This window comes from Salirhabdus euzebyi (genome assembly GCF_014207435.1).
GTDB lineage: Bacteria > Bacillota > Bacilli > Bacillales > Alkalibacillaceae > Salirhabdus > Salirhabdus euzebyi.
Genome location: NZ_JACHGH010000001.1, coordinates 243,158 through 267,220 on the forward strand (window position 1 = coordinate 243,158; position 24,063 = coordinate 267,220).

The window sequence follows — 24,063 nt, forward strand, 5'->3', positions numbered from 1 at the left end:
AAATGAGAAAAATAGCCATTATGACAGATATTCATGGAAATAGCGCTGCTCTTAAAGCGGTTTTAGCTGAAATTGAGCAGGACCCTGACATTGAACATACATATTGTTTAGGAGATCTAATTGGAATTGGGCATGAAACAAATGAAGTATTAGAAATATTGTTTTCAAAAAAGCATCTATCTTTTGTAAGGGGAAATCATGATGAGGCTATTTTGGCTATCAAAAATGGTCTTGAACCACTAAGTAAAGGGGAAGAAAAGAAGCATCATGAATGGATTGCCTCACACATTAATCCAGATTATTTAACGAAATTATCACATATGCCACTGTCTCTTCGGTCTAATATAAATGGAGTCGAGTTTCTTTTTGTACATTATCATATAAATGAGTCCAAAGAATTTCTTCCTATAGATCAATATCCATCTACGGAAAAACTAGATAAGCTTTATCAACATTCTCGTGCAAGCGTTATTTGTTTTGGACATCATCATGTTATTCATCATTTTAAGTCAAATCACAAGTTATATCTAAATCCAAGCTCACTAGGATGTTCACATAAACCACTCGCGCCATACTGCGTGATTGAAGTGGGAGAAGAAGGGGGCATTCATGTCTCCTTTAAAGAGGTGCCATATGATAACAAAAATTTCTTCCTTTCGTTTTTACAAGCCAATGTGCCTGCCAAGCAATTTATTCTGGAGAATTTCTATGGTAATCAGCATCTGAAGTATATAAACGAATAAACGGGGACAAAGAGTTACTCATAGAAGTGACTCTTTTTTTGTAATAACGGAATGAAAAAAATAGTTATTTTTTGGTTATTTAGTATCTTTTTACACATACTAAGTGTGATTTCAGAAAGGAGAGATAAAATGAAGAAACTGGTTGTTACATTTGGAACGGTTATTTTAATGTTGACACTGTTATTTCAAGTGAAAACTTCCGCGCAGACAGATACATACACGGTTCAGCCTGGAGATTCTTTGTGGAAGATTTCTGTACGTTATCAAATTGGTTTGTCGGAAATTATTAGTGCTAACCCTCAATTTAAGAACCCGAATTTAATTTATCCGGGGGATAAGGTCACGATTCCTCTTACCCAAGGAACACAATCAGTGGAGGAGCAGGTTGCGAAAATAACCAATAATTATCGAGCACAAAATGGGTTGCCTGCTTTAACGTTTGATTGGCAGTTAGCCCGTGTGGCCCGTTATAAATCAGTTGATATGAGGGATCAAGGCTACTTTGCCCATGACTCTCCAACGTACGGTTCACCATTTACAATGATTAAAAACTTTGGCATTTCCTACACACGTGCATCCGAAAATATTGCAGCTGGACAACGAACTCCAGATGAAGTGGTTCGTTCTTGGATGAACAGCCCTGGACATAAGAAAAATATCCTTGATCCGAATGTAACACACATTGGTGTAGGGTATGCAAAAGGTGGAAGCTATGGCCATTATTGGACACAAATGTTTATTAAAAAGTAAGTAAATTATTCGGTCCTTGTTTTAAAAACAAGGGCCATTATTTTGTTTTTTGGATGATTTAGTCAATAAAGTGAAAACTAAAAAACAAAATAATGGTAGGGGTGTGATCGTATGGATATTATTTTAGGGTTACTCGCTATTGGGGTTGTTTTAGGGATTGCTTTTTTTATGTCTAATGATAAAAAAAATATAAACTACATGGGAATCATGATAATGGTAGTTTTGCAACTAATCATTACCGCTTTTATGTTTAACACAGATGTTGGTAGGTTTATTATTAACAAAATTTCAGCAGGATTTAACAAGTTAATTGCATTTGGAGCAGAAGGTGTTTATTTCATTGTTGGGGGAGTTGCGCGTAATGAAGGGGAAGGCATTTTCTTTTTTGACGTACTACTGTTAATCATTTTCTTTTCGACTATTTTGTCTGTATTGACCTACTTGCGAATTTTACCAATTATTATTAAATATGTCGGAGGATGGTTATCTAAAATTACTGGATTACCGAGAGTGGAATCCTTTAATGCAGTTAATAGTATATTTTTTGGTCAATCCGAGGCACTAATAGCAATCAAAACACAGTTTCACTATTTGGATAGAAATCGTTTATATATTGTAAGTGCTTCCGCAATGGGATCTGTATCGGCTTCAATTGTTGGAGCTTATATGCAAATGATTCCTCCACAGTTTGTATTAGTTGCACTTCCATTAAATATGTTTAGTGCCCTTATCATTGCTTCTATTATTGCCCCAGTAAGAGTGAAAAAGGAAGAAGACCGAGTGGATGTAAAAAATGTGGCGAATGCAAGAAGTGTGTTTGAAGCGATGGGAAATGGGGCGTTAGATGGGGGGAAAATTGCTTTAATTGTAGCTACTATGCTAGTTGCTTTTATTGCTTCCTTAGCATTAGTAAACTGGATGATTCAGTTAGTGTTCGCAGGGACAACATTACAGCAAATTCTCGGGTTTATCCTTGCACCAATTGGGATCTTAATGGGAATTGCTCCGAATGAAGTGATGGAAGCGGGAAGTATTATGGGTACCAAAATTGTAACAAACGAATTCGTGGCAATGCTAGATTTTCAAGATCTAATTCCAAATTTAAGTGAGAAAACGGTAGGGATTGTATCCGTATTTTTAACAAGCTTTGCTAATTTTTCATCTATTGGAATTATCGCAGGTACGGTGCAAGCGATTGATAATGAAAAAGGAAAGGCCGTTTCGCAATTTGGCATGAAGCTATTAATAGGTGCAACACTAGCCTCCATTTTATCTGCTACTATAGCGGGATTATTTCTGTAAACTTTTCAGCTTTGGCCTGACATAATATGAAAGCGTTGTACATATATTAATATGTTATTTGTACAGGAATATTTAGGGAAAGCGTGCATAGAATGACCACATAGATTGTTTTTCAACATTGTATTTACAAGGAGAGGATGAAGCTTTTTGTGTGGTATTACTGGTTTAGTTAATTGGAAAAAAGACTTAGAAACAGAGAGAGAATTTCTTCAAAAAATGACAGATACATTAACAAAAAGAGGCCCCGATGATACACAGATTTGGGTTAATAGACATATTGGATTTGGTCATAAAAGATTAGCTGTTGTCGATCTAGAAGGTGGCATTCAGCCGATGAGTCGAGAGAAAAATGGGTATACTTACACAATTGCTTATAATGGTGAACTATACAACACAGATGAAATCCGACAAGAGCTTCTGAAAAGAGGATATCGATTTACAACCACTTCTGATACCGAGGTGTTACTCGTTTCCTACATGGAATGGGGAGAAAACTGTGTAGACCATTTAAATGGGATATATGCTTTTGGGGTGTGGGATGAAAAAAAGGAACAGCTTTTTATGTCCAGGGATCGATTAGGAGTCAAGCCACTTTTTTATATGAGCGACAACGAAAAATTTGTTTTCGGCTCTGAGTTGAAAGCAATATTAGCACATCCAGATAGTAAGGCAGAGGTTGATCGTGACGGTTTATCTGAAATATTTGGATTGGGTCCTTCTAGGACACCAGGTCATGGAATTTTTAAAGGATGTAAAGAGTTAAGAGCAGGGCACTCCCTTACTTTTTCAAGGGATGGATTAAAGGTATGGCGCTACTGGAATGTAGAAAGTAATGTTCATACTGACTCTGTCGATGAAACAGCAGAGAACGTAAGAGAATTGTTTTTAGATGCTGTTCAGCGCCAGCTTGTAGCCGATGTACCTTTATCTACGTTTCTATCTGGAGGTCTTGATTCAAGTGGGATTACAGCAATTGCTGCCAATCATTACAAAGAAACAGGTAAAGGGGCATTAACGACATTCTCCATTGACTATGAAGGTAATGATAAACATTTTGAGGCGAGTAAATTTCAACCATCCAGTGATGGACCTTGGATTGAGAAAATGGCCAATCATTTTTCCACCAATCATCATAATGAAATTATTTCTGGTTTTGAACTGGCTGATACATTAAAAGAAGCGGTCGTTTTAAGGGATCAACCAGGAATGGCTGACATTGATTCTTCCCTGCTTTGGTTTTGCCGACGAATTAAACAACATACTACTGTGAGTTTATCGGGTGAGTGTGCCGACGAAATATTTGGTGGGTACCCTTGGTTCCATCAACCAAATGAATCTTCTAATGTAGGATTTCCTTGGATGAGGTCACTTGATTCTCGTAATGATTTACTTCATCCAGAATGGGAAAAGAAATTAAACCTAAAAGAATACGTCTATAATCGCTATAAAGAAACAATTGAGGAAACGCCAAGATTGGAAGGAGAAAGGGAGGAAGATGCACGGCGTAGGGAATTGTTTTATTTGAATATGCATTGGTTTATGGCCCAATTACTAGACCGAAAAGATCGTATGAGTATGGGTGCTAGTATAGAAGTGAGGGTCCCTTTTGCAGATCATAGATTAGTAGAATATGTGTGGAATATTCCTTGGGAAATGAAAAATTTACAAGGTAGGGAAAAAGGTATTTTAAGAAAAGCTCTAGAGGGTATTTTGCCTGATGATGTACTTTATCGTAAAAAGAATCCGTATCCAAAAACCTTTCAACCTGAGTACACAAAGCAGGTTGTCGATTGGATGAACGAAATAGTAGCTGATTCTAACTCTCCTTTATTTGATTTTATGGATAGGAAAAAAATAAAAGCTATTGTAGATTCAGAGGGTAAAGAATTTAAAGATCCTTGGTATGGTCAGTTAATGAAAGGCCCTCAGTTGATAGCTCACCTTTGTCAAATTGATTATTGGTTGAGGACGTATAACGTTAAAGTCAGTGAATAAGGCAAAGCTTTATAGCCATTCCAATGAGGCGAAGAACGTAAAAATAATACAAAAAGCAGTCAAAATGTTAATGGTTTTGACTGCTTTTTTCCTTTATATAAGACTTATTAGCATAAAAATACATCCAGGCCATAAACCCTCCACCACCAATGAGATTTCCGATTGTAACGGGTATTAAATTGTGTATGATCCCGCTTAATGTTACCGAATCCGGATGATTGATGACAAAAGAAATAGCGAAAGTACACATGTTTGCAATACTGTGTTCGTATCCAGAAATAAAAAAACAAAATACTAAAAAAATCATAATAAATATTTTCGTTCCATCTCCTTGAAGTCCCACAGGAAGAAAAAAAGCAAGACAAACAAGCCAATTACAAAGAATACCTCTAAAAAATAATTCGGTTGTTGATATTTGGGTTTTGTTCTGAGCAATTGTTAATAAAAACCTATTAACAGATTCATCTTGAAATAATCCTGTGAAGTAAATTAATACGGCAAAGAATATGGCACCAATTATATTACCTATGTAACTGTATGCCCACATTTGTCCAACAACAGCCCACTCCATCCTTTTGCGCAAGGCCGCATATGTATAGTAGAATGTATCCCCGGTAAATAAATCTCCACCACCATAAGCTATTAAGATAATAGCTACACCAAAGGTTATTGCTGCAATCGGATAGGTAAAAGGTGAGTGATCCATATAAAAGAAATTCCCGGTGCGAAAAGCAACAATTACGCCAAAACCGATAAACATACTAGCTAATATTGCTCTTAATAAATAAATAATCGAACTACTTTGAAATGTATCACGACGGGACAAAGCTAATTTCTCAATTTTCGAGAGTGATTCAGCTTCCATTGTTCAATCACCACACCTAAGTTAATTGATTCAGAGTACCTCATAGAAACATAAAATCAATAAAATCACTATTGCTAATTTCGTACAAAAATTTCATGAACAGCTTTTCCTCCTCTAACTGTATATTGTGTTCTGACATTCTTAAGTTATTCTTTCGATAAAAGCCATCTTATTTAATATGATTATCAATTGAGTAGATACACTAACGACATTTCACAATATTGTCTTCGAGAAAGTAGTTTAAAGCTTCGTTTATTTAGTGCGGTGAAATAATCATGCAAGTAAAAGTGTGTAGGGACGACAAAAATAGGTGGTTCTTAGAATGCCTAGTATTTTAGCATTCTTGAACCACCTATTTTTAAAGGGTTTGCGCAACTTCTATTCTGTTTTTTCGTTGAATAAATAATAGACGGAACAGTAATGTTGTTGCACCTGCAGCCAATCCTACAATTAATCCAATCCAATATCCGAAAGGACCAAAGGCTGTATAGTTGGCTAAAATGTATCCACTTGGTAATCCAATGACCCAGAAGGAGACAAAAGCCATAATGGTCGTTACATTCACATCTTTATAGCCACGTAATGCTCCTTGTATAGGTGCCCCAAACGCATCAGATAATTGAAAAAATATAGCGTAAATTATAAATTGGGATCCTAAATGAATAACCTGTTCGTTTTCCGTATAAAGTTTGATAATTTCCTGATCAAATATATACATAAAAGTCCCACCGAATACAGCCATCGTTAAAGCAGTAGAAATACCGATAATACTGTACTGCTTTGCGTGATTAAACCTTTTTGCACCGACTTCATACCCAACTGCTATCGTTAGTGCCATCGCTATGCTTAAAGGCCCCATATAGAGTAATGCTTGGAAGTTCATTGCTGCTTGGTGAGCTGCTATAGTTTCTGTGTCGTATTGACTCATAAATAACGTAACTGCTGCAAAGATACTCGTTTCAAAAAAGATAGCAAAACCAATCGGAATTCCAATTTTTAATTGCTCCCACCATGCTGATAAGGATGGTGGGGAATATTTTTGAAAAATAGAATATCCAGAAAATGGCCTAATTTTCAAAATGACGATTAGTGAAATAATCATACATATTAAATACGTTAATGATGATGCGACTCCAGCTCCTATACCACCTAAAGTGGGTGCACCGAATTTACCGAAAATAAACATATAATTAAATAAAATGTTAATTGGTAGGGAAAGGAGAATAATAAACATAGAAACCCTTGTTTGACCAAGAGCATCAATAAAACAACGAATGACATTGAACATAAATAAAGGAATAATACCGAGACCAAGTGCAACTAAATAATATTTTGCTACATGCCGTACTTCTGTTTCTAGACTCATTGTGTTTAATATAGGGTTTAATGTAAAAATCCCGATGACGAAAACAATAATGGCTAGAGCAATCGATAAATAAATTCCTTGTTTTACTGCATCCGCTATCTTTTCCTTTTTTTCAGCCCCAATTAATTGTGCAACGATTGGGGATAAGGCGAGTAAAATGCCATTTATGCCTGTGAAAACAGGTAGCCAAATACTCGATCCGATAGCTACTCCTGCCAAGTCAGCTGCACCAGCTCTACCAGACATAATCGTATCGAAAAAATTCATCGAATATAAACCTATTTGTGTAATGAATATGGGGAAGGAAATGATGAGAAATAATTTGCATTTTTCCATTAATGTGTTTGTAGGATACATAAAAGACTTCCTTTTCTCTTCAATTTCTTTTACGATGATAGAAGGTGTTTGATTACAATCTAAAAGTTTTAGTAAAAGTGTTTATACTTTTTTAATTTTTTGTCTAAAGAAAGGACGACTGTGCAGTGAAAAAGAATAAAACAATCGTTTTTACAGGTGGCGGTACAGCAGGTCATGTCGTCGTCAATTTAGCTTTAATACCAGAATTCATAAAAGATGGATGGGACGTACATTATATCGGCTCCCATGCAGGCATTGAGAAAGATTTAATAACGCCATTAGAAAAAGTAACCTATCATAGTATATCAACCGGAAAATTACGCCGGTATTTTGATAAAGAAAACTTTAAAGATCCTTTCCGCGTTTTAAAAGGAACATGGCAATCACTTCGACTTTTAAGAAAAATAAAACCGAATGTTATTTTTTCCAAAGGGGGATTCGTTGCTGTTCCTGTTGTAACTGCTGCGAAACTAAAAGGTATCCCTGCTTATGTTCATGAGTCCGATTATACTCCTGGGCTTGCTAATAAGCTAGCTTTTCCATTTGCAAAAAAGGTTCTTGCTACTTTTCCTGAAACGATGAAATTTCTTCCGGAAAAAAAAGCAGAATGGATTGGTGCTATTATAAGGGAAGAGCTTTTCCAAGGTAAAAAGGAAAAGGGTCTACAAATTTGTGATTTTGTTAGTGGAAAACCAGTTATTTTAATTATGGGGGGTAGCACGGGCTCCCAAAAGCTAAATGATATTATTAGAGATAATCTCGATCAATTGCTTAAAAATTTCCAAATTATTCATATATGTGGAAAAGGAAAAGTGGACGAAACGATCAAGAAGTTTGGTTACATACAGTTTGAGTATGTAAAGGATGAGCTTAAGGATTTACTTGCAGCAACAGATTTAGTTGTCTCAAGAGCCGGTTCCAATTCAATCTATGAGTTTTTAGCTTTGCATAAGCCAATGCTGCTTATTCCATTATCTAAACAGGCAAGTCGTGGTGATCAAATTTTAAATGCAAATTCATTCAAAAAACAAGGATTTGCCAGTGTGATTGAAGAAGAACAATTAACCGAAGAAAGCTTCCTAAACGAGCTAACTAATTTATGGGATGAAAAAGATACCATTATAGACAAGATGCAAGAATACAAAAGCGATAAAACAAAAGAAAAGGTAATAGAGATGTTAAAACATTTAAACTAGATAGAACAGGAGGGGAAACAATGTCGTCATTTTTTTGCCACTATTGTAAGAAAAATATTCGCGATCAAGATGAACTTATTACAGCTTCTAGATGGTTTAGTATAAAACCTTTTCATTATCAATGCTTTAAGCAGTTAGAGGAGGAAACGACATCCCAGCGTAATTTATATATCCCAGTTAATGGACCATCTGGTATGGTAACTGTTGTCATCATGCTTTTATTATCTGGGTGGATGCTCTTTACAAATACGTTAAACGCTATAGGGGATATGATAGGAATTATTGCTCTTTATCCAGTACTATTAAGGATCATTTCATACTTTACTATCGAATCAAAACTACCTAAATACATCGAAAATAAACCACCTATAGATAGGGAATAATACTTGGGAAAGACTCTTAGCAACTAATCTGCTAAGAGTCTTTTTTGATAATTCTTTTGTTTGTATCAAAATGTGGGTGGAACGTATTGCAAATAATTTGCGATTCTCTTGTGATCAATTTATGATCAAAGTATAAAATACGGAAGGAGCTGTTTTCGTGCATCTATCTAGTACAACAACATTACATAATGGCGTGAAAATTCCTTGGCTTGGTCTAGGTGTTTACAAAGTGGAGGATGGATCAGAAATTGTCAGTACCGTTAAATCCGCTTTAGAATTAGGGTACCGAAGTATAGATACAGCAGCCTTATATGATAATGAAGAGGGTGTAGGGCAAGCAATCCATGAGAGTGGTATTAAACGTGAAGACATTTTTGTTACGACGAAGGTTTGGAATAGTGATCAAGGATACGAAAACACTTTAAAGGCTTTTGATGAAAGTTTAAAAAAGCTTGGTTTAGATTATGTAGACTTATATCTTATTCATTGGCCTGTTCCTGGAAAATATAAAGACACGTGGAAGGCTTTAGAGGAAATTTACACACAAGGAAAAGCAAGAGCAATCGGTGTTAGTAACTTCATGACCCATCACCTAGAGGATGTGTTAAAGGATGCGAAAGTGAAACCAATGGTAAACCAGGTAGAGTTTCATCCTAAGCTGTATCAAAAAGAATTGCTAGATTACTGTCGATCAAATAATATTCAATTAGAAGCTTGGTCACCTTTAGCGAGGGGTCGTTATCTAGATGATCCAATACTAACAGAAATTGCCACAAAGTATAATAAATCCGTTGCTCAAGTTATGATTCGCTGGGATTATCAACATGGTATTGTTACCATTCCAAAGTCGACAAAAAAACATCGACAAAAAGAAAATGCCGATATATTTGATTTTGAATTGACCTTTGAGGATATGGAAAAAATCAATAATCTTAACGAAGATTTTCGAACCGGAAAACATCCAGACGAATTTGACTATGGCGTTTAAGCGATAAATAAATAGGACGGACAGCAAAATAATATGCTGTCCGTCCTATTTACTTTGTAAATATTAGCGATTTGTGTTGAAAGGAATTTCCCAGGAAATAATTATGTGGAATATTCGTAACCGTTGTCGATTAATTGAAGTTTTCCTGTACTTGGATTAATGACAAGACCGTGTATTGGCGTGCTTTTCGGAAAAAGGGGGTGAGTTCTTAATTTATCAACACTTCTCTTTACGCTTTCTTCTACATTATCAAATCCTGTTAACCATTTTTGTAAATTAATATCCTCCTGCTCTACCTGTTTAAAAGCTTCTTCTGTTACCCCATGCTCCTGCATTTTTTGAATGATACTGTTTGGATCAATATTTGCCATACCGCAATTATGATGTCCAACAATCATCACTTCTTCCGCTCTTAATTCGTATAAAGAGATCAGTATACTTCTAACCACACTGCCGTAAGGGCTAGAAATAATCGCTCCTGCATTTTTAATGATTTTCACATCCCCATTTCTTACATTCATTGCTTTTGGCAATAACTCCACTAATCTAGTGTCCATACAGCTAAGAATAACCAGCTTCTTATTAGGATATCGCTCCGTTTGGTATGGTTCATACTCCTTGTTTTCGACAAATGATGTATTAAAAGTTAAAATTTCATCTAATAACAATAGGGGTGCCCCCTTTCTAGTTACAAATTTATGTCGAGAAAACGTCCGTAAGACCCCCACTTCATAGTTGGAGAAGGGATGAAGTTGTCTTCACGGCATAACGAACGTTAGAACCCCGATACGTTTCGCTACCAATTAGCGGGATGAAGAAAACCCCCACTAATGAAATTTTCCTTTACGCATTTTCAATCCGATCTAATTGTTCTATTTTTATGATAGCGAATCTACACATGTGAGTGAAGTGAATTGTACTAAATTATATCATCACCTATAACAAGAAAAAATCTTAGGTTTTACGAAACGGAAGGAAAGGAAAGTATAATGAATAAACAAAAAAAAGGAAGATAAATTAGGTATGCAATTAATTGAAGCGTATATACCAAATAAACACTATGAGAAAACGGCTGAAAAACTGTTTGCTTTCCCGCATAAATCCCATTGGGTATCGGAGGAGTCAGCGGACATTAAATTAGTACGTATGATTGTAGAGCACAAACAAGTGGAAGAAATATTGAATTACTTAGAGGGTGTTGCAAATGTAGTGGATGGGTTTCAAACAATTCTTTTTCCAGTACAAACATATATTTCAAGAGAGACGTTGAATGAAGATATGCAAAAGGAAAAGGAGAAAGAAACTACAGAAAGTGAAAATTCCAAACTACAGAGAGCAAGTCGTCAAGAATTAATCCAAACAATCGAAAAAAATAGTTTTATTACGACAAACTATACGTTACTTATTATTTTATCTGCTGTTGTTGCTACAGTGGGTTTCATAAAAAATAGTGAGGCAGTTGTCATTGGTGCAATGGTTATTGCCCCCATGCTTGGACCTGTCATATCAATAGCATTTTCTGCTATTTTAGGTGATTATAAAAAAATTGTAAAAGCAATGGTTACTTTTTTATTCGGTTTCATCATTGTAATTATCATATCAATCTTTTTTAGTTATATATTTAAGATGGGAACTGATACGGATCAGTTTATTGCGCGAACGGAAGTAACGCTTTCTGATTTTATACTTGCATTAGCTTCTGGTGCAGCAGGTGCGTTAGCCATATTGAATAGAATGTCAGGAAATTTAGTTGGTGTGATGGTCGCAGTTGCATTACTGCCGCCAACAGTAGCATTCGGGCTCTCTATAGGCCAAGGGCTGTGGGATATGGCATATGGTTCTTTCATGCTCATTATTGTTAATACGACTTGTATTTTATTGTCGGCAATTACTATATTTTCGATTAGTGGAATACGTCCCGTTCGCTGGTTAGAAGTGAAAAAAGCAAACGTATCAAGAATTAGAGCTACTATTTTTATCGGATCCATAGTTGGATTGTTAATATTAGTTATACTTATAAGTCAGGGTGTAAAGTTTGAGTAAATAAATGAATGATGTTTGTTATTTTAGTAAATAGGAAAAATTTTCTTAAAAAACCATTGACGTTTAATTTTGGAAAATATATAATTTATGAGCAATTAATAAAAATTCGAAAAGGAGGTCACGAAAATGGAAAACAAAAAAATTGTAACTTTGGTATCTGCTAACTTAACATCTTATCTCGTGATCTCCGAGCGTCGTTTAAAGGCTAGCTTTGGTTTTTAGGTATTGCTATGCTTGTTTTAAGCGTACGTTTAAAACTAAACGTTTTATTTAATTAGTTATGGAGAGGTCACGAATTGTTCGTGACCTTTTTTTAATGCGTATACGTCACGGGCGTATGCGCATTTTTTATATTCAAAATAAGAAATTGTTCACTGAGGGGAGTGACAGGAATGTTTAAATCATTTCATTTTAATGTATTTATTAAAAAAGAAGGAGGGAAATTTATGCTGCAAATATCTTTCAATTGGTTAGGTAAACAAAAACGTAGGATAGATGGCGGATAGATATTCTCAACTTAAAAAAGGAAGGAGAGAATGGAATGTTTACTGTTTTTCGGAAATTAGCTTGGTTTTTTAAAGAACAATGGTTGCGTTATAGTTTAGCAATCTTTGCACTTATAGTAGTAAGTTTTATCGATCTTATTCCACCAAAATTAATCGGGATGGCTATAGATGACATTCAGTACAATCAATTAACACCAGAGAGGCTTTCAGAAATTCTACTCATGTTTGGAGCACTAATAGTCGCTAGTTATAGTATTACCTTTTTCTGGGACTATACTTTATTTGGGCGAGCAATTTTATTAGAAAGAAAAATGCGTACAAAACTAATGGGACATTTTTTCAAAATGACACCGAGATTTTTTGGCCGATATCGAACGGGAGATTTAATGGCCCGTTCTACTAATGATTTGAAAGCGATCATGATGACTTCCGGTTTTGGAATTTTAACCTTAGTTGATTCAACTGTATTTATGACGATGATTATTTTATTAATGGTGTTCACCATTAACTGGCAACTGACGCTAGCAGCTCTCATACCACTACCTATTATGGCTTATCTTATTCATAAATATGGGAAAGCAATCCATGAAAGGTTTATGAAGGCACAATCTTCGTTTAGTGATTTAAATAATTACACATTAGAATCTATCAGAGGTGTACGGGTCATTCGTGCTTTTGTTCAAGAAAGGCAGGATCAAAGTGAGTTTGCTCATTTAACGGAGGATGTTTTCCAAAAGAACGTAGATGTGGCTAGAATGGATGCTTTCTTTGAACCAACGATAAAAGTACTTGTTGGTTTAGCGTATACAATTGGCTTAGGCTACGGTGCCATTATGGTATTTGAAAACAAAATTTCGTTAGGGGAACTTGTAACGTTTAACGTTTATCTTGGTATGTTGATTTGGCCAATGTTTGCTATTGGAGAACTGATAAATGTGATGCAAAGAGGGAATGCCTCGCTGGATCGAGTGGATGAAATATTAAATCAAGAACCAGATGTTTCGGATCCAGACACGGCAAAAACGATTGAAATACCAGAAACAGTTCAATTTTTAGATGTCTCCTTTCGTTACCCGGAAGCAGAGGGATTACAACTATCCAACATAAACTTGTCGATAAAACGTGGTCATACTGTTGGTATTGTTGGAAAAACAGGTGCTGGGAAATCAACACTGTTTAGACAGTTGCTACGGGAATATAAACCACCAGGTGGGAAAGTGTTCATAAATGGTATCCCTATCCAGGAATTTACATTAGATGAGACTCGAGGGTGGATTGGATATGTTCCACAAGATCACGTGTTATTTTCTAAAACAGTCAAAGAAAACCTTTTATTTGGATGTGAGAAACGTTCCGATGAAGATATTAACCGGATATTAAAGTCTGCATCTTTAAAAGAGGATATAGATAATTTGCCTAATGGAATAGAAACAATTGTTGGGGAAAGTGGCGTTACTCTATCTGGTGGTCAAAAGCAGCGTGTTTCTCTAGCAAGGGCTTTACTGATGGATCCAGAAATTTTAATTCTTGATGACTCATTATCTGCTGTAGATGGGAAAACAGAAGCAAAAATTATTGCACATTTAAAACAGGAGAGAAAAGAGCGCACGACCCTTATTTCTGCACATCGATTGTCAGCTGTAAAACATGCGGATGAAATCATTGTGTTAGAGGATGGAAAAATAGTGGAGCGAGGTACTCATAATCAGCTTATGAATAATAATGGCTGGTATAAAACCCAGTATGATATTCAGCAAATGGAAGGGGAGGTGGATAACTAATGAGTAAAAGGACAACAGAAAGACAATTATTCGATTATGCCATGACTAGTAAAAAATCTATTAGTTTAGGACTTTGTTGTTTAATTATTGCGGTAGCTTTGGAATTAACAGGTCCTTTTATAGCAAAGCATGTGATTGATAATCATATTGTCGGCATTCAAGCTCACTGGGCAGAAGTAACGGAAAATGATGATAAATATACCGTTTCGTTTCAAGGCAATTATTTGAAAAGGCAAGACCGCTTAACGAATTCCGATGAAGTTATCCATACTAACACCCTTTTGCAAAGTGGAAGAGATTATTATTTTGTCAATGATAATGTACCTATAAACGGAAATGTGTCGGTTATAAATGAGAACACCTTAAAAATTGAAACACCTGACAACATCGAGGAAGTGGAGGCTACTTCTTTATCCGTTACAGATTTATATGCTTTTTTTAAGCCGGAAATTAGACCGATATTCACGTTACTATTTATTTATATAGGTTTAATTATGATTGCCTCTGTCTTCCAATATTTAAAAACGTACTTATTACAAGTATCATCAAATAAAGTCATTCAAACGATGAGGAATGATGTGTTTGAACACATCCACCGTTTACCTGTTCGGTACTTTGTTAACAGACCAGCAGGAAAAATTGTCGCAAGAGTAACGAATGATACAGAAGCGATTAGAGAGCTATATGTAAAAGTATTAGAAACCTTTGTGAATGGCTTTATTTACATGACTGGTATTTTTATCGCTTTGTTTTTGTTAAACGTAAAGTTAGCTTTTATCTGTCTCCTTTTGTTACCAATTATGGTTGTATGGATGAAATTATATAAAAACTATGCTGGTAATTTTAATCGGATCATTCGTTCGACGATTAGTGAAATTAATGGAAAAATTAATGAATCTATTCAGGGGATGCCAATTATCCAAGCTTTTAGAAGAACAAAAGCAACCCAAGAAGAATTTGAAGAAATGAATTATCGTCACTTTCATTATCAAATGAAATTGAATAAACTAAATGCTTTCACATCTTTTAATCTAGTTAATGTATTAAGGAATTTAGCTTTTGTAGCTTTCATTTGGTATTTTGGGGGAGCTTCTTTGTCTACAGGAGGATTAATTTCTGCAGGTGTTCTTTATGCATTTGTTGACTATTTAACAAGGCTATTCGAGCCAGTTAATCAAATTGTTAATCAATTACCTCATTTAGAACAGGCCCGTGTAGCAGGGGCAAGAGTGTTTGAGTTATTGGATGAGTCTGGTGAAGATGTTGATAATAAACCAATTACGAAATATAAAGGTGACGTCCGTTTTCGAAATGTTTGGTTTGCTTATGAGGAAGACGATTTTATTATAAAAGATATGTCTTTCTGTGTGAAGGCAGGGCAAACTGCTGCTTTTGTCGGGCATACAGGATCTGGTAAAAGCTCTATTATGAATCTTCTTTTTCGCTTTTATGACCCGCAAAAAGGTGTCATTGAAATAGATGGGCTGGATACGAAGCAGCTTTCCAGGCAGCAAGTTCGCAGTCATATCGGAATTGTATTGCAGGATCCCTTTATTTTTACAGGGACCATTTTATCAAATATTACGCTAAATAATCCTGCTATTTCGAGAGAGAAGGCTGTTGCCGCTTTACAGGCAGTAGGGGCAGACCAGTTTATTAAAAAACTACCGAAACAATATGATCAACCAGTTAGAGAAAGTGGTACACAATTTTCGACTGGACAACGTCAGCTACTATCGTTTGCACGGGCTTTGGCATATGACCCAGCTATTCTCATACTTGATGAAGCAACTGCAAATATTGATACGGAAACAGAAGGGTTAATTCAAGATGCAATGGCTGTTTTGAAACGAGGACGTACAACATTAGTAATTGCGCATCGACTTTCAACCATTCAACAAGCAGACCAAATTTTTGTACTAGAACGTGGTAAAATAATAGAAAAAGGTACACATGTAGAATTGCTTCAACAAAATGGAAACTATTTGCAAATGTACGAAATGCAACAAGGGAAATTATCTATTACCACATAAACGTAACTAGTTCAAAGGGGAGTCCGAAATGGATGACGAAAAAAAAATACCAGAGACCATAGATGAAACAGATTTGTACGAGGATATTGAAGAAGAGGAAATGTACGATATTATTCAAGAAGAAAGAAAAAAGATTCGTCATAAAGTTCAGGACGAAGAAAAGCCGAAACGCCCCTTTCCGAAGTGGGTGTTTTGGCTAATTGCGATTTTTATGTTATTAAACGTTGTTTCCATGTTACCAAGCTCCTTTTCGTTGCCTGTTATTGATTTTTTGAAAACATCAGCTAAACTGTCTGCGCTCGAGGAAATTGATGATTATCAGGAATCTGTCGTAGTAGTGGAAACAGGGGACGGCAAAGGAACAGGCTTTTCCATTTCACCTGATGGATATATTTTAACGAATCATCATGTGATCGATAGTGGTACGTATTTGGGTGTAGCTTTTCCAGACCATGGATTATTTGAAGCAGAGAAAATAGCGGAGTATCCAGAGCTTGATCTTGCCTTATTAAAGGTAGAGGGAGAAGATTTGCCGTATTTATCATTGGCACCTTCTACTTCCTTTGAACCGAATGAGCATATTTATTTTATTGGTAATCCATTAAATTTTAATGGTATTGCTAATGAAGGGGAAGTGTTAGGTTACACAAATTCTTCAGGGATTGAAGGAGATGTATTAATGCTTAAGGCTCCTGTTTATAGAGGGAATAGTGGTAGTCCTGTCATCAATAGTGACGGTGAAGTGATTGCTGTAGTCTATGCTACGGGGAGACGAGATGGCGTTGGGAAAGTGGGCCTTGCCATACCAATTTCTTATTTTCATGAGAAGGAAGAATCTATGCTTATTGAAATTAGTAAGGAGTAGGGAAGATTTACTATAGATTGTGTGGACTATGTATTGTATTATTTTTAAAACGTCGCAATCACCATTTTGAGCAAAATTTTTATTTTAATGACCCCCAGTTTTGGATGTGATCATACGAATAATATTATTGTTTGGAGGTGATAAAGGTTGATCGAACGTCTCATGAGAAAAAAGCAAAAACTATCCTTAGAAGATCAAGTTTTATTAGCTCAAAATGGTGACAGCGGAATGAGAAATCAATTATTGAAACAATATCAACCTTTTATTGCCAAAAGCGTTTCGGAGGTTTGCAAAAAATTTATTGACCCGAAACAAGATGATGAATTTAGTATTGGATTAATTGCTTTTAATCGTGCAATTGATTCCTATTCTGATGAAAAAGGTAGCTCGTTTTTGTCCTTTGCTAAATTAGTAGTAAAACGCAAAGTGATTGATTATTTGCGGAGTGAAAATAATAAAGGGATTCACATCTCGATTAATCAAACGAATGAAGATGATGATCAATTAGAGAATCCTCAAGAAGTGAAAATAGCAAAGGAAAAATATGAACAATCAACCGAAGAATGGCTTAGAAAAGAAGAGATTATAGAATACAGTAAGCAATTAATTGATTATAAGATTACGTTTCAAGAATTAACAAAGGTTTCTCCAAAGCATGTTGATGCGAGGGAATCGGCTATTTTAGTTGCTAAAACAATTTATAAAGAGGCGGAACTTCGGGCTTATGTGGAGGAGAAGAAACGTCTTCCGATGAAAGAACTTGTTCAATATGTAGATGTTAGTAGAAAGACATTGGAGCGGAACAGAAAATACATTTTAGCTATTTTTATTATTTTATGCGGAGATTATGTTTTTTTAAAAGAGTATATTAAGGGGGTGGATCTGTGAGAAAAGGGATAGTAATGGAAACAAATGCAAGCAAAGTTATTGTTATGGATAAAGATGGATCATTTCATAACGCTAAACGCGAGAAAAACAAAAGCTATGCGTTAGGACAGGAAATAGAATTTATCCCCGCGCGTTCGGGCAGTTTTTCACAGATCTTTTCTTTTCTAAATATACGTATTGTCGCTCCAGTTTTAGCAATGCTGCTGCTTGTATTTGTTCCTTTCGTGCTTAATCAATCTAATACAGCTTTTGCCTATGTGAATGTTGATATTAATCCAAGCTTGCAATTAGTTGTCAATAAAGACTTAGAGGTAATAAAAATTACTGCACTTAATGATGACGGAGAAAAAGTGAAACAAGATTTAACAGGCTGGAAAAAAGAATCCGTTGATAAAGTAATGAAATTAATTTTGGAAGAAACAGCACAAGCTGGTTATATGAATGATACGGAAGACGTCTTAGTAGGCGTTAGTTATGTAAAAGAATCGGAAAAGAATATGGAAATAACAAATAAAATAGATGCATCATTGAAAAACGAAGAAGAAGAAAAGCTCTCTATTACCACTTTTGAAGTTCCGGAAGAAATAAGAGAAAAAGCCGAACAAGAGAAAGTATCGATGAACTTTTTATATGCACAAGATGTGGTCGAACAAGTGTTAGAAGCACATCCTGATGGAGATAATGAAAACAACGAAACAAATTCTGTTCATGAGGCAATTTTAGAAAAGTTTCTTTTGGATGAGAATAAAAAAGGAAAAGCCCTTCCACCTGGACTTCAAAAGAAATTAGAAGAAAAGCAGAAAAATGAAAATGAAAATGATGTTCCACCTGGACATGAAAATAAAGATAAAGATGAAGGAAAAGGAAATGGTAATAACGGAAATAATGGTAATAGCGATAATAATGCAGATAACGGAAATAAGGGTAATAATGGTAACAAAGGAAACAACGGAAATAATGGGAATGGGAACGAAGATCAAGGAAAAGGGAACAATGATGACTTTGTTCCACCAGGACAACAGAAAGATGGCCCACCAGGATCGGGAAAAGGGAAAAATGATGAAGCTCAAACAGAACATTTCCCAACAGAGACTGTTAACCGTGTTTTGAAAAATTTGTTGCCTACATTAGCATTTTCTAATTAGACAATAACATATAAAGAGCACATCCCTAGTAGAATTACTATGGGGTGTGTTTTTGTTTTACTTTAAGAAAGTTTAACTTTGTTAAAGGATTAAAGTATAAGAAAAACTAAGGCTTTCGCCATAAGGACTTGGCGACAAGCCAAGTTTTTCTAATACATAAATTTTAAGTTTTCTAAAATTACCCTTACCGAAAAGAGTTAACAGATATATAATAGGTAAGTAGTAAAAAGATAAGGGGAGTGCGAGATGGATCAAAATCAAAGAGGAAACAAAAAAGGGTTAATCTGGATAGTCTCGATTATACTCGTATTTGGTATTGGGGCAATTGGCGTTTTTGCATATAACCAATTAGTTACAAAGAATCCAATGGTTCAATATGTTAATGCTGAGAAAAATACATTTGAAGAAGCTTGGGACTATTATGATGAGTATTATGGTGATTCTAAAGTACTAAGTGAAAGACTACTGAAAGAAGCTTATGAGTCATCATCAACATTTACTGCTGACACACAATTACCTGCACAACTAGGGCAATCAGACCCTATGATAGGAATGGTACAAGGTATCGTTTCTTCTATTAGTTTGAACACAGAAACGAAAGTAAAGCCATCGACAAAGGAATTCTATGCTGGGGTGGATTTATCTTTACAAGGAAGTAGTTTGTTAGATGGAAATGTATATCAAAATGAAGAAATTACTAGTTTTCAAGTACCAGCGTTGTATGACAAATATTTTGTCTTAGAAAATAACGGATTAGGAGATTACTTGCGTCAAGCTGGAGCATATGAAGTTCCGTTTGAAGAAATTCCTAATATTATTGAACTTCAACAAGAAACGTTGACTGCTGAGCAATTAAAGGAAATGGTTAGAGAATATTTAACTTTCTTGAAGGACTATGTTTCTGAGGAGAAAGTAAATGTAGAAGACAATGTGAAATATGAAGGAGAAAGTTTTACAAAGCTTTCTGTAAATTTCACAGAAGCTGAAGCACAGCAACTAATTAAAGATTTGTTAACAAAAATTAGAGATGACGAGCGTTTCCAGTCTCAATTTGGGGATACAGAGCTTCAAAAGGAAGAAATTAATTATTTGATTGATAATGTCAATTTACTTAAATTGCCTAATGGGATTACGTATGAAGCGTATATGGATGGTGACTATGTTTCATATAGAACGTTAAGCTTTGACATAACAGATGAAATGGAACAAGATTCCGTGACATTCAGCTTAAATATTAACACGCTTATTCAATCTGGTGATAAGTATACGTTTGATTTAGCGTTACACGTTGTTCCTCAGACAGAAGAAGGAGAACTTTCCATCTCCTATAGTGAAAATGGAGCTCCTAACAGTGGTGCGTATAACGTGAAGCAAAGTCTTGGCTTCTTATATTTTGACGAGTGGAGTGATGTGGACTTTGCTGTCAATGCGGATACGAACTATAAGGATAATACGTTAGAAAGCACATTTGACGTTGTTATTAATTCTCCTTATACACAGGACATACCTGAAATTAGCGGATTTATCAAATCTAACGTCAGCAATGGTAGTAGCAGTGCGGAAAAAGGTTTTGAGTTCGGTATAGATTTAGCGATGATGGATCCAATGATGGGAGACATGAACTTTAATTTCACTATCTATGGTGATACAGCAATAAACTTTGCGGATAACCTAGAATTCCCAGCAGTAGCTGAAAATAATTCTGTATATGTATTTGATTTAACTCCACAGGAATTAGAGCAAATTATGTATGAAATTGAAATGAATGCCATGACTTATTACCAGTCATTCTTTGGCGGCTTTGGTGGTTTTTAAGATTTAAATGATAGGAAAGGGAGTAGGTTGTTATGATCAGAACATTGTTTTTTTACAAATGGAAATCGATCATAAAACAACCTGCTCTCTTTTTTGTTATGCTTTTTTTCCCTATCGTTTTGTTAGGTTCCTTTGCGTATGTTGTATTACAAATGGTGGAGCAAGAGTCTGTAGATAAAATCCAAGTTGCCTATGTAGACTATGACCAAACATTTGAGACAAAGACCCTCGTTAATCAACTTCAAAATGAAGAAGCGCTTCAAAAAGCAATCGCTATTGTTGATATGTCTGAACAAGAAGCAAAGGCACAATTAGAACAAAATAAAGTTGCAGCAATTATTGAAGTTCCTAAGGGGTTTACTGGCGATTTACGAACTGGTACGAACACACCAATAAAGGTCATTACGAATGGTCAACAGCCATACCACTCCAAAATGGTTGAAATACTATTAAGTAGCGGTGCCGCTTATATATCAGCAGCGCAAAGTGGAATAAATACCGTTTATGATCTTTACATAAGAGACTTAGAAACAAACCGTTCTGAATTTTTACAGCAATTAATCGTTCAATATACGTTGTTCGCTTTAGATCGTAATGATTTGTTTTCAACAGAGGAAGTGAAGGCGGGGACAACAATTGGTTGGGTACAGCATGGAATAATTAGCTTTATTTTAACTAGTTGTTTGTTATCAGCCATACTTTTTCAAACGTTTGGGAATAGGCAAGAGGAGCATAGTTTGTTGGATCGACTTCGTGCAATGAATGGTACAAGTTTTTCAATCGTCATAAGTCAATTCTTTACGTATATGTTGTTTTTGTTTATCCAATTGACAGTATTAAGTGCACTTTTATCTTTGGTATTTGACATAGAGTGGCTTCTAACTATACAGACATTAATAACATGGTTAATAGCTAGCATCTTGATAGCATCTATTTTAAGTGTATTAGACAGTATTATTGCTTCTAAGTCCAGTCGTACAGGTCTGTTTACGTTACTAATGATGGTTGGTTTTTTTATAAGTGGTATCTGGCTTCCTTTACTGTATTTACCAAATTGGATTCAGGAGTTGGCTACTTTTATCCCATTTCATCATCTGTATGCAAGCCTCAAATTTTATATATTGTCGGGTGAAGTACCTTTTTCACACTGGTCTATTATCATTTTATTTATTGTTATTGGTCTCGCTGCTATTATCGTTAGGTCATGGATAAAGGAGGGGAAAGATGGGTACTTATCTTTTTCTTCTAAATAAGCTCCTCTTTCAAAATAAGTGGAAACTAGCATTTACTATTTTGTTCCCTTTATTCTTACTGACTGTCGTTTTTCCGTTTGCTACATCAACTGTGGAGGAAAGTAGCATTCCTATTGCTTGGGTTGATCAAGAGAAAGAGGGCTTTGCCGAAACAATCGGATTTAGAATAAATGAAGATCCCCGGATTCAACTTCTACATGTAAATTCAAAAGAGGAAGCTATTGTAGCTGTGAGAACTGGAAAAGTAGAAGCAGCATTCATTTTGGATGAACAATTTAATCAACATATTAAATCTGGTGATATTCGGAAGCAAATGGAATGGATCCGAACGAGTAGGTCATTTTTAGATACATTCGTAAAAGAAAAAGTTGCAGCAGAAGTTATGAGATTTGCTTTAAATAGTAAAGCGGCGAACGACCTACAGCAGTTAAAAAGAAATGAAGAGGATTTTAACTGGGAAGTAGCATTTCAGCATGCTGATCAATACTGGGAGCCAGAACCATTGTTCCAAATGGATTTTGTTCCTTCTAACAGTGGGGATTTGGAACAAGAAGAAGCTATTGATAACCTAACTATAGGGTTATTGGGTTTCTGGATGTGGTATACTTGGATCATTTTTGCTGGTGGACTATTACCTATTTACCAATGGAAGGAAAAGGGATTATTAGACCGTATTCGTCTTAGAAGCGGAAGTATAAGAGCATTTATATCAAGCTTTTATTTAGTACAGACGTTATTTTATAGTTTATTATTTTTCCTTCTTATTACGTTAACGTTGACATCATTAAAAGTGGAAATGAATGCGGTGAATATATATATACCAGCTTTTATCGGTTTCATTTCTATGCTTCTATTAACGATGATAGTAAATCTATTCATTAAAAAGCAAAGTGTATATTTAATGCTTATAATCATATATTCGATGTTGTCATTCGTATTTTCTTTTCTGGCGATTTCTTCTGGATTTGAAAAATGGTGGAGCTATATATTACCTCACTATTGGTTTTATCAACTCATGTTGTAGAGGGGGGGGAAATTCCTTGTTGCAGTTTGAAAATGTTGAGAAAATAATGAAGAAAAAGCGGATCATTAAAAATGTATCTGTTCAAATAAATAAAGGGGAGTCCATTGGCATAGTAGGTCCAAATGGTGCTGGAAAATCTACCTTTTTAAAAATATTGGCATCCGTTTTAAAACCAGATAGCGGAACAGTTTTTTATAATGGTGTACCCTATTCCAAAAATGTCCAAGACTTAAGAAAACAGATTGGGTATATCCCCCAAGAAATTGCCTTGTTTGAGGAGCTTACGGTTAAAGATCAAATTCATTTTTGGAAAAAAGCAGCAAAAAATATGGGTTCCCCTACATATATTTTAGAAATGCTTCACGCCCTTGGCTTGCATCATGTTTACCACCAAAAAGTAAAAGCTTTATCAGGTGGCTGGAAGAGAAAATTAAATGTTTGTGCAGGGATGCTACACAATCCTGACATCATTTTATTGGATGAGCCCACTGCAGGAGTAGATTTAGCAGCCAAAGATGATTTGTTAACATGGCTAAAATCACTACATAAGAGTGGTAAAACCATCATTCTTATTAGTCACGAATGGGACGTCATCAACTATTTAAGCGATTCTATTTTTGTTTTACAAAATGGAGAAATTTTATTTGAAGGCCCTAGTGAACAGCTCGATCAATTCGAAAAGGATCAGTTAGATTTAGAGGAAAATCAGGAGCTCATAAAAATTTTACGACAACGGAAAAGATAACTATTCATTAATAGGTCCGA

The 24,063-nt window shown here is 35.3% G+C and carries 20 protein-coding genes; 17 read left to right on the plus strand and 3 right to left on the minus strand.

The window, feature by feature from the left end; all coding sequences use genetic code 11:
* The first annotated feature begins 2 nt into the window (after positions 1–2).
* From HNQ94_RS01210 to asnB, 4 genes are all read left to right on the plus strand, one after another.
* On the plus strand, positions 3–743 hold the full coding sequence (locus HNQ94_RS01210; protein ID WP_174496413.1) for a metallophosphoesterase family protein: 741 nt from the start codon (positions 3–5) through the stop codon (positions 741–743).
* 129 nt (positions 744–872) lie between these two features.
* Positions 873–1,493: a SafA/ExsA family spore coat assembly protein gene (gene safA, locus HNQ94_RS01215; RefSeq protein ID WP_174496414.1), complete on the plus strand. Its 621-nt coding sequence runs from the start codon at positions 873–875 to the stop codon at positions 1,491–1,493.
* 111 nt (positions 1,494–1,604) lie between these two features.
* Positions 1,605–2,795 (plus strand): NupC/NupG family nucleoside CNT transporter, encoded by a 1,191-nt coding sequence (locus HNQ94_RS01220; protein ID WP_174496415.1) that lies wholly within the window; start codon positions 1,605–1,607, stop codon positions 2,793–2,795.
* 147 nt (positions 2,796–2,942) lie between these two features.
* Positions 2,943–4,790, plus strand: a complete 1,848-nt coding sequence (asnB, locus tag HNQ94_RS01225) for an asparagine synthase (glutamine-hydrolyzing) (protein ID WP_174496416.1) — start codon at positions 2,943–2,945, stop codon at positions 4,788–4,790.
* Positions 4,791–4,857: 67 nt separating this feature from the next.
* On the opposite strand, the gene HNQ94_RS01230 is transcribed toward asnB, so the two are convergent.
* Together HNQ94_RS01230 and HNQ94_RS01235 are read right to left on the minus strand one after the other, a co-directional pair.
* Positions 4,858–5,655, minus strand: a complete 798-nt coding sequence (locus HNQ94_RS01230) for a formate/nitrite transporter family protein (RefSeq protein ID WP_174496417.1) — start codon at positions 5,653–5,655, stop codon at positions 4,858–4,860.
* Between the two features lie 358 nt (positions 5,656–6,013).
* Entirely contained in the window at positions 6,014–7,378 is a 1,365-nt protein-coding gene (locus HNQ94_RS01235) for an MATE family efflux transporter (protein WP_174496418.1), read from the minus strand.
* 125 nt (positions 7,379–7,503) lie between these two features.
* Here HNQ94_RS01235 and murG point away from each other — a divergent pair, with 125 nt between their 5' ends.
* The 3 genes from murG to HNQ94_RS01250 all read left to right on the plus strand — a co-directional run bounded on the left by murG (position 7,504) and on the right by HNQ94_RS01250 (position 9,945).
* On the plus strand, positions 7,504–8,574 hold the full coding sequence (murG, locus tag HNQ94_RS01240) for an undecaprenyldiphospho-muramoylpentapeptide beta-N-acetylglucosaminyltransferase (RefSeq protein ID WP_174496419.1): 1,071 nt from the start codon (positions 7,504–7,506) through the stop codon (positions 8,572–8,574).
* A gap of 20 nt (positions 8,575–8,594) precedes the next feature.
* Positions 8,595–8,957, plus strand: coding sequence for a hypothetical protein (locus HNQ94_RS01245; RefSeq protein ID WP_174496420.1), 363 nt, complete (start codon positions 8,595–8,597; stop codon positions 8,955–8,957).
* 157 nt (positions 8,958–9,114) lie between these two features.
* Positions 9,115–9,945, plus strand: a complete 831-nt coding sequence (locus tag HNQ94_RS01250; protein WP_174496421.1) for an aldo/keto reductase — start codon at positions 9,115–9,117, stop codon at positions 9,943–9,945.
* A 101-nt stretch (positions 9,946–10,046) separates the two neighbouring features.
* Here the strand turns inward: HNQ94_RS01250 and HNQ94_RS01255 are convergent, their stop codons facing one another.
* The gene (locus tag HNQ94_RS01255) at positions 10,047–10,613 is read right to left on the minus strand and encodes a beta-class carbonic anhydrase (protein ID WP_221452460.1); all 567 of its coding nucleotides are present in this window, start codon (positions 10,611–10,613) and stop codon (positions 10,047–10,049) included.
* Between the two features lie 355 nt (positions 10,614–10,968).
* Here HNQ94_RS01255 and HNQ94_RS01260 point away from each other — a divergent pair, with 355 nt between their 5' ends.
* From HNQ94_RS01260 to HNQ94_RS01305, 10 genes are all read left to right on the plus strand, one after another.
* Complete coding sequence (locus HNQ94_RS01260; protein WP_174496423.1) at positions 10,969–11,988, plus strand: TIGR00341 family protein; 1,020 nt, start codon at positions 10,969–10,971, stop codon at positions 11,986–11,988.
* A gap of 541 nt (positions 11,989–12,529) precedes the next feature.
* Positions 12,530–14,275 (plus strand): ABC transporter ATP-binding protein, encoded by a 1,746-nt coding sequence (locus tag HNQ94_RS01265; RefSeq protein WP_174496424.1) that lies wholly within the window; start codon positions 12,530–12,532, stop codon positions 14,273–14,275.
* Positions 14,275–16,308 (plus strand): ABC transporter ATP-binding protein, encoded by a 2,034-nt coding sequence (locus HNQ94_RS01270; RefSeq protein WP_174496425.1) that lies wholly within the window; start codon positions 14,275–14,277, stop codon positions 16,306–16,308. Before HNQ94_RS01265 ends, HNQ94_RS01270 begins: the two co-directional genes overlap by 1 nt.
* Positions 16,309–16,336: 28 nt before the next feature.
* Positions 16,337–17,173: a S1C family serine protease gene (locus HNQ94_RS01275; protein ID WP_174496426.1), complete on the plus strand. Its 837-nt coding sequence runs from the start codon at positions 16,337–16,339 to the stop codon at positions 17,171–17,173.
* A gap of 147 nt (positions 17,174–17,320) precedes the next feature.
* Complete coding sequence (sigI, locus tag HNQ94_RS01280) at positions 17,321–18,061, plus strand: RNA polymerase sigma-I factor (protein ID WP_246200006.1); 741 nt, start codon at positions 17,321–17,323, stop codon at positions 18,059–18,061.
* The gene (locus HNQ94_RS01285; protein WP_174496427.1) at positions 18,058–19,206 is read left to right on the plus strand and encodes an anti-sigma-I factor RsgI family protein; all 1,149 of its coding nucleotides are present in this window, start codon (positions 18,058–18,060) and stop codon (positions 19,204–19,206) included. The genes sigI and HNQ94_RS01285 overlap by 4 nt, the downstream gene beginning before the upstream one ends.
* A 246-nt stretch (positions 19,207–19,452) precedes the next feature.
* Entirely contained in the window at positions 19,453–21,021 is a 1,569-nt protein-coding gene (locus tag HNQ94_RS01290) for a DUF6583 family protein (protein ID WP_174496428.1), read from the plus strand.
* A 32-nt stretch (positions 21,022–21,053) separates the two neighbouring features.
* Positions 21,054–22,274, plus strand: coding sequence for an ABC transporter permease (locus HNQ94_RS01295; protein ID WP_174496429.1), 1,221 nt, complete (start codon positions 21,054–21,056; stop codon positions 22,272–22,274).
* Positions 22,246–23,298, plus strand: a complete 1,053-nt coding sequence (locus HNQ94_RS01300; RefSeq protein WP_174496430.1) for an ABC transporter permease — start codon at positions 22,246–22,248, stop codon at positions 23,296–23,298. Before HNQ94_RS01295 ends, HNQ94_RS01300 begins: the two co-directional genes overlap by 29 nt.
* Before the next feature lie 16 nt (positions 23,299–23,314).
* Positions 23,315–24,043: an ABC transporter ATP-binding protein gene (locus tag HNQ94_RS01305; RefSeq protein ID WP_174496431.1), complete on the plus strand. Its 729-nt coding sequence runs from the start codon at positions 23,315–23,317 to the stop codon at positions 24,041–24,043.
* Positions 24,044–24,063 lie beyond the last annotated feature (20 nt).

What these genes read in the sequence shown, in the direction of transcription:
- HNQ94_RS01210 (WP_174496413.1), top strand. Translation starts at nt 3, where the DNA reads ATGAGAAAAATAGCCATTATGACAGATATTCATGGAAATAGCGCTGCT.
- safA (WP_174496414.1), top strand. Translation starts at nt 873, where the DNA reads ATGAAGAAACTGGTTGTTACATTTGGAACGGTTATTTTAATGTTGACA.
- HNQ94_RS01220 (WP_174496415.1), top strand. Translation starts at nt 1,605, where the DNA reads ATGGATATTATTTTAGGGTTACTCGCTATTGGGGTTGTTTTAGGGATT.
- HNQ94_RS01230 (WP_174496417.1), bottom strand. Translation starts at nt 5,655, where the DNA reads ATGGAAGCTGAATCACTCTCGAAAATTGAGAAATTAGCTTTGTCCCGT.
- HNQ94_RS01235 (WP_174496418.1), bottom strand. Translation starts at nt 7,378, where the DNA reads ATGTATCCTACAAACACATTAATGGAAAAATGCAAATTATTTCTCATC.
- HNQ94_RS01245 (WP_174496420.1), top strand. Translation starts at nt 8,595, where the DNA reads ATGTCGTCATTTTTTTGCCACTATTGTAAGAAAAATATTCGCGATCAA.
- HNQ94_RS01260 (WP_174496423.1), top strand. Translation starts at nt 10,969, where the DNA reads ATGCAATTAATTGAAGCGTATATACCAAATAAACACTATGAGAAAACG.
- HNQ94_RS01265 (WP_174496424.1), top strand. Translation starts at nt 12,530, where the DNA reads ATGTTTACTGTTTTTCGGAAATTAGCTTGGTTTTTTAAAGAACAATGG.
- HNQ94_RS01270 (WP_174496425.1), top strand. Translation starts at nt 14,275, where the DNA reads ATGAGTAAAAGGACAACAGAAAGACAATTATTCGATTATGCCATGACT.
- HNQ94_RS01275 (WP_174496426.1), top strand. Translation starts at nt 16,337, where the DNA reads ATGGATGACGAAAAAAAAATACCAGAGACCATAGATGAAACAGATTTG.
- HNQ94_RS01290 (WP_174496428.1), top strand. Translation starts at nt 19,453, where the DNA reads ATGGATCAAAATCAAAGAGGAAACAAAAAAGGGTTAATCTGGATAGTC.
- HNQ94_RS01295 (WP_174496429.1), top strand. Translation starts at nt 21,054, where the DNA reads ATGATCAGAACATTGTTTTTTTACAAATGGAAATCGATCATAAAACAA.
- HNQ94_RS01300 (WP_174496430.1), top strand. Translation starts at nt 22,246, where the DNA reads ATGGGTACTTATCTTTTTCTTCTAAATAAGCTCCTCTTTCAAAATAAG.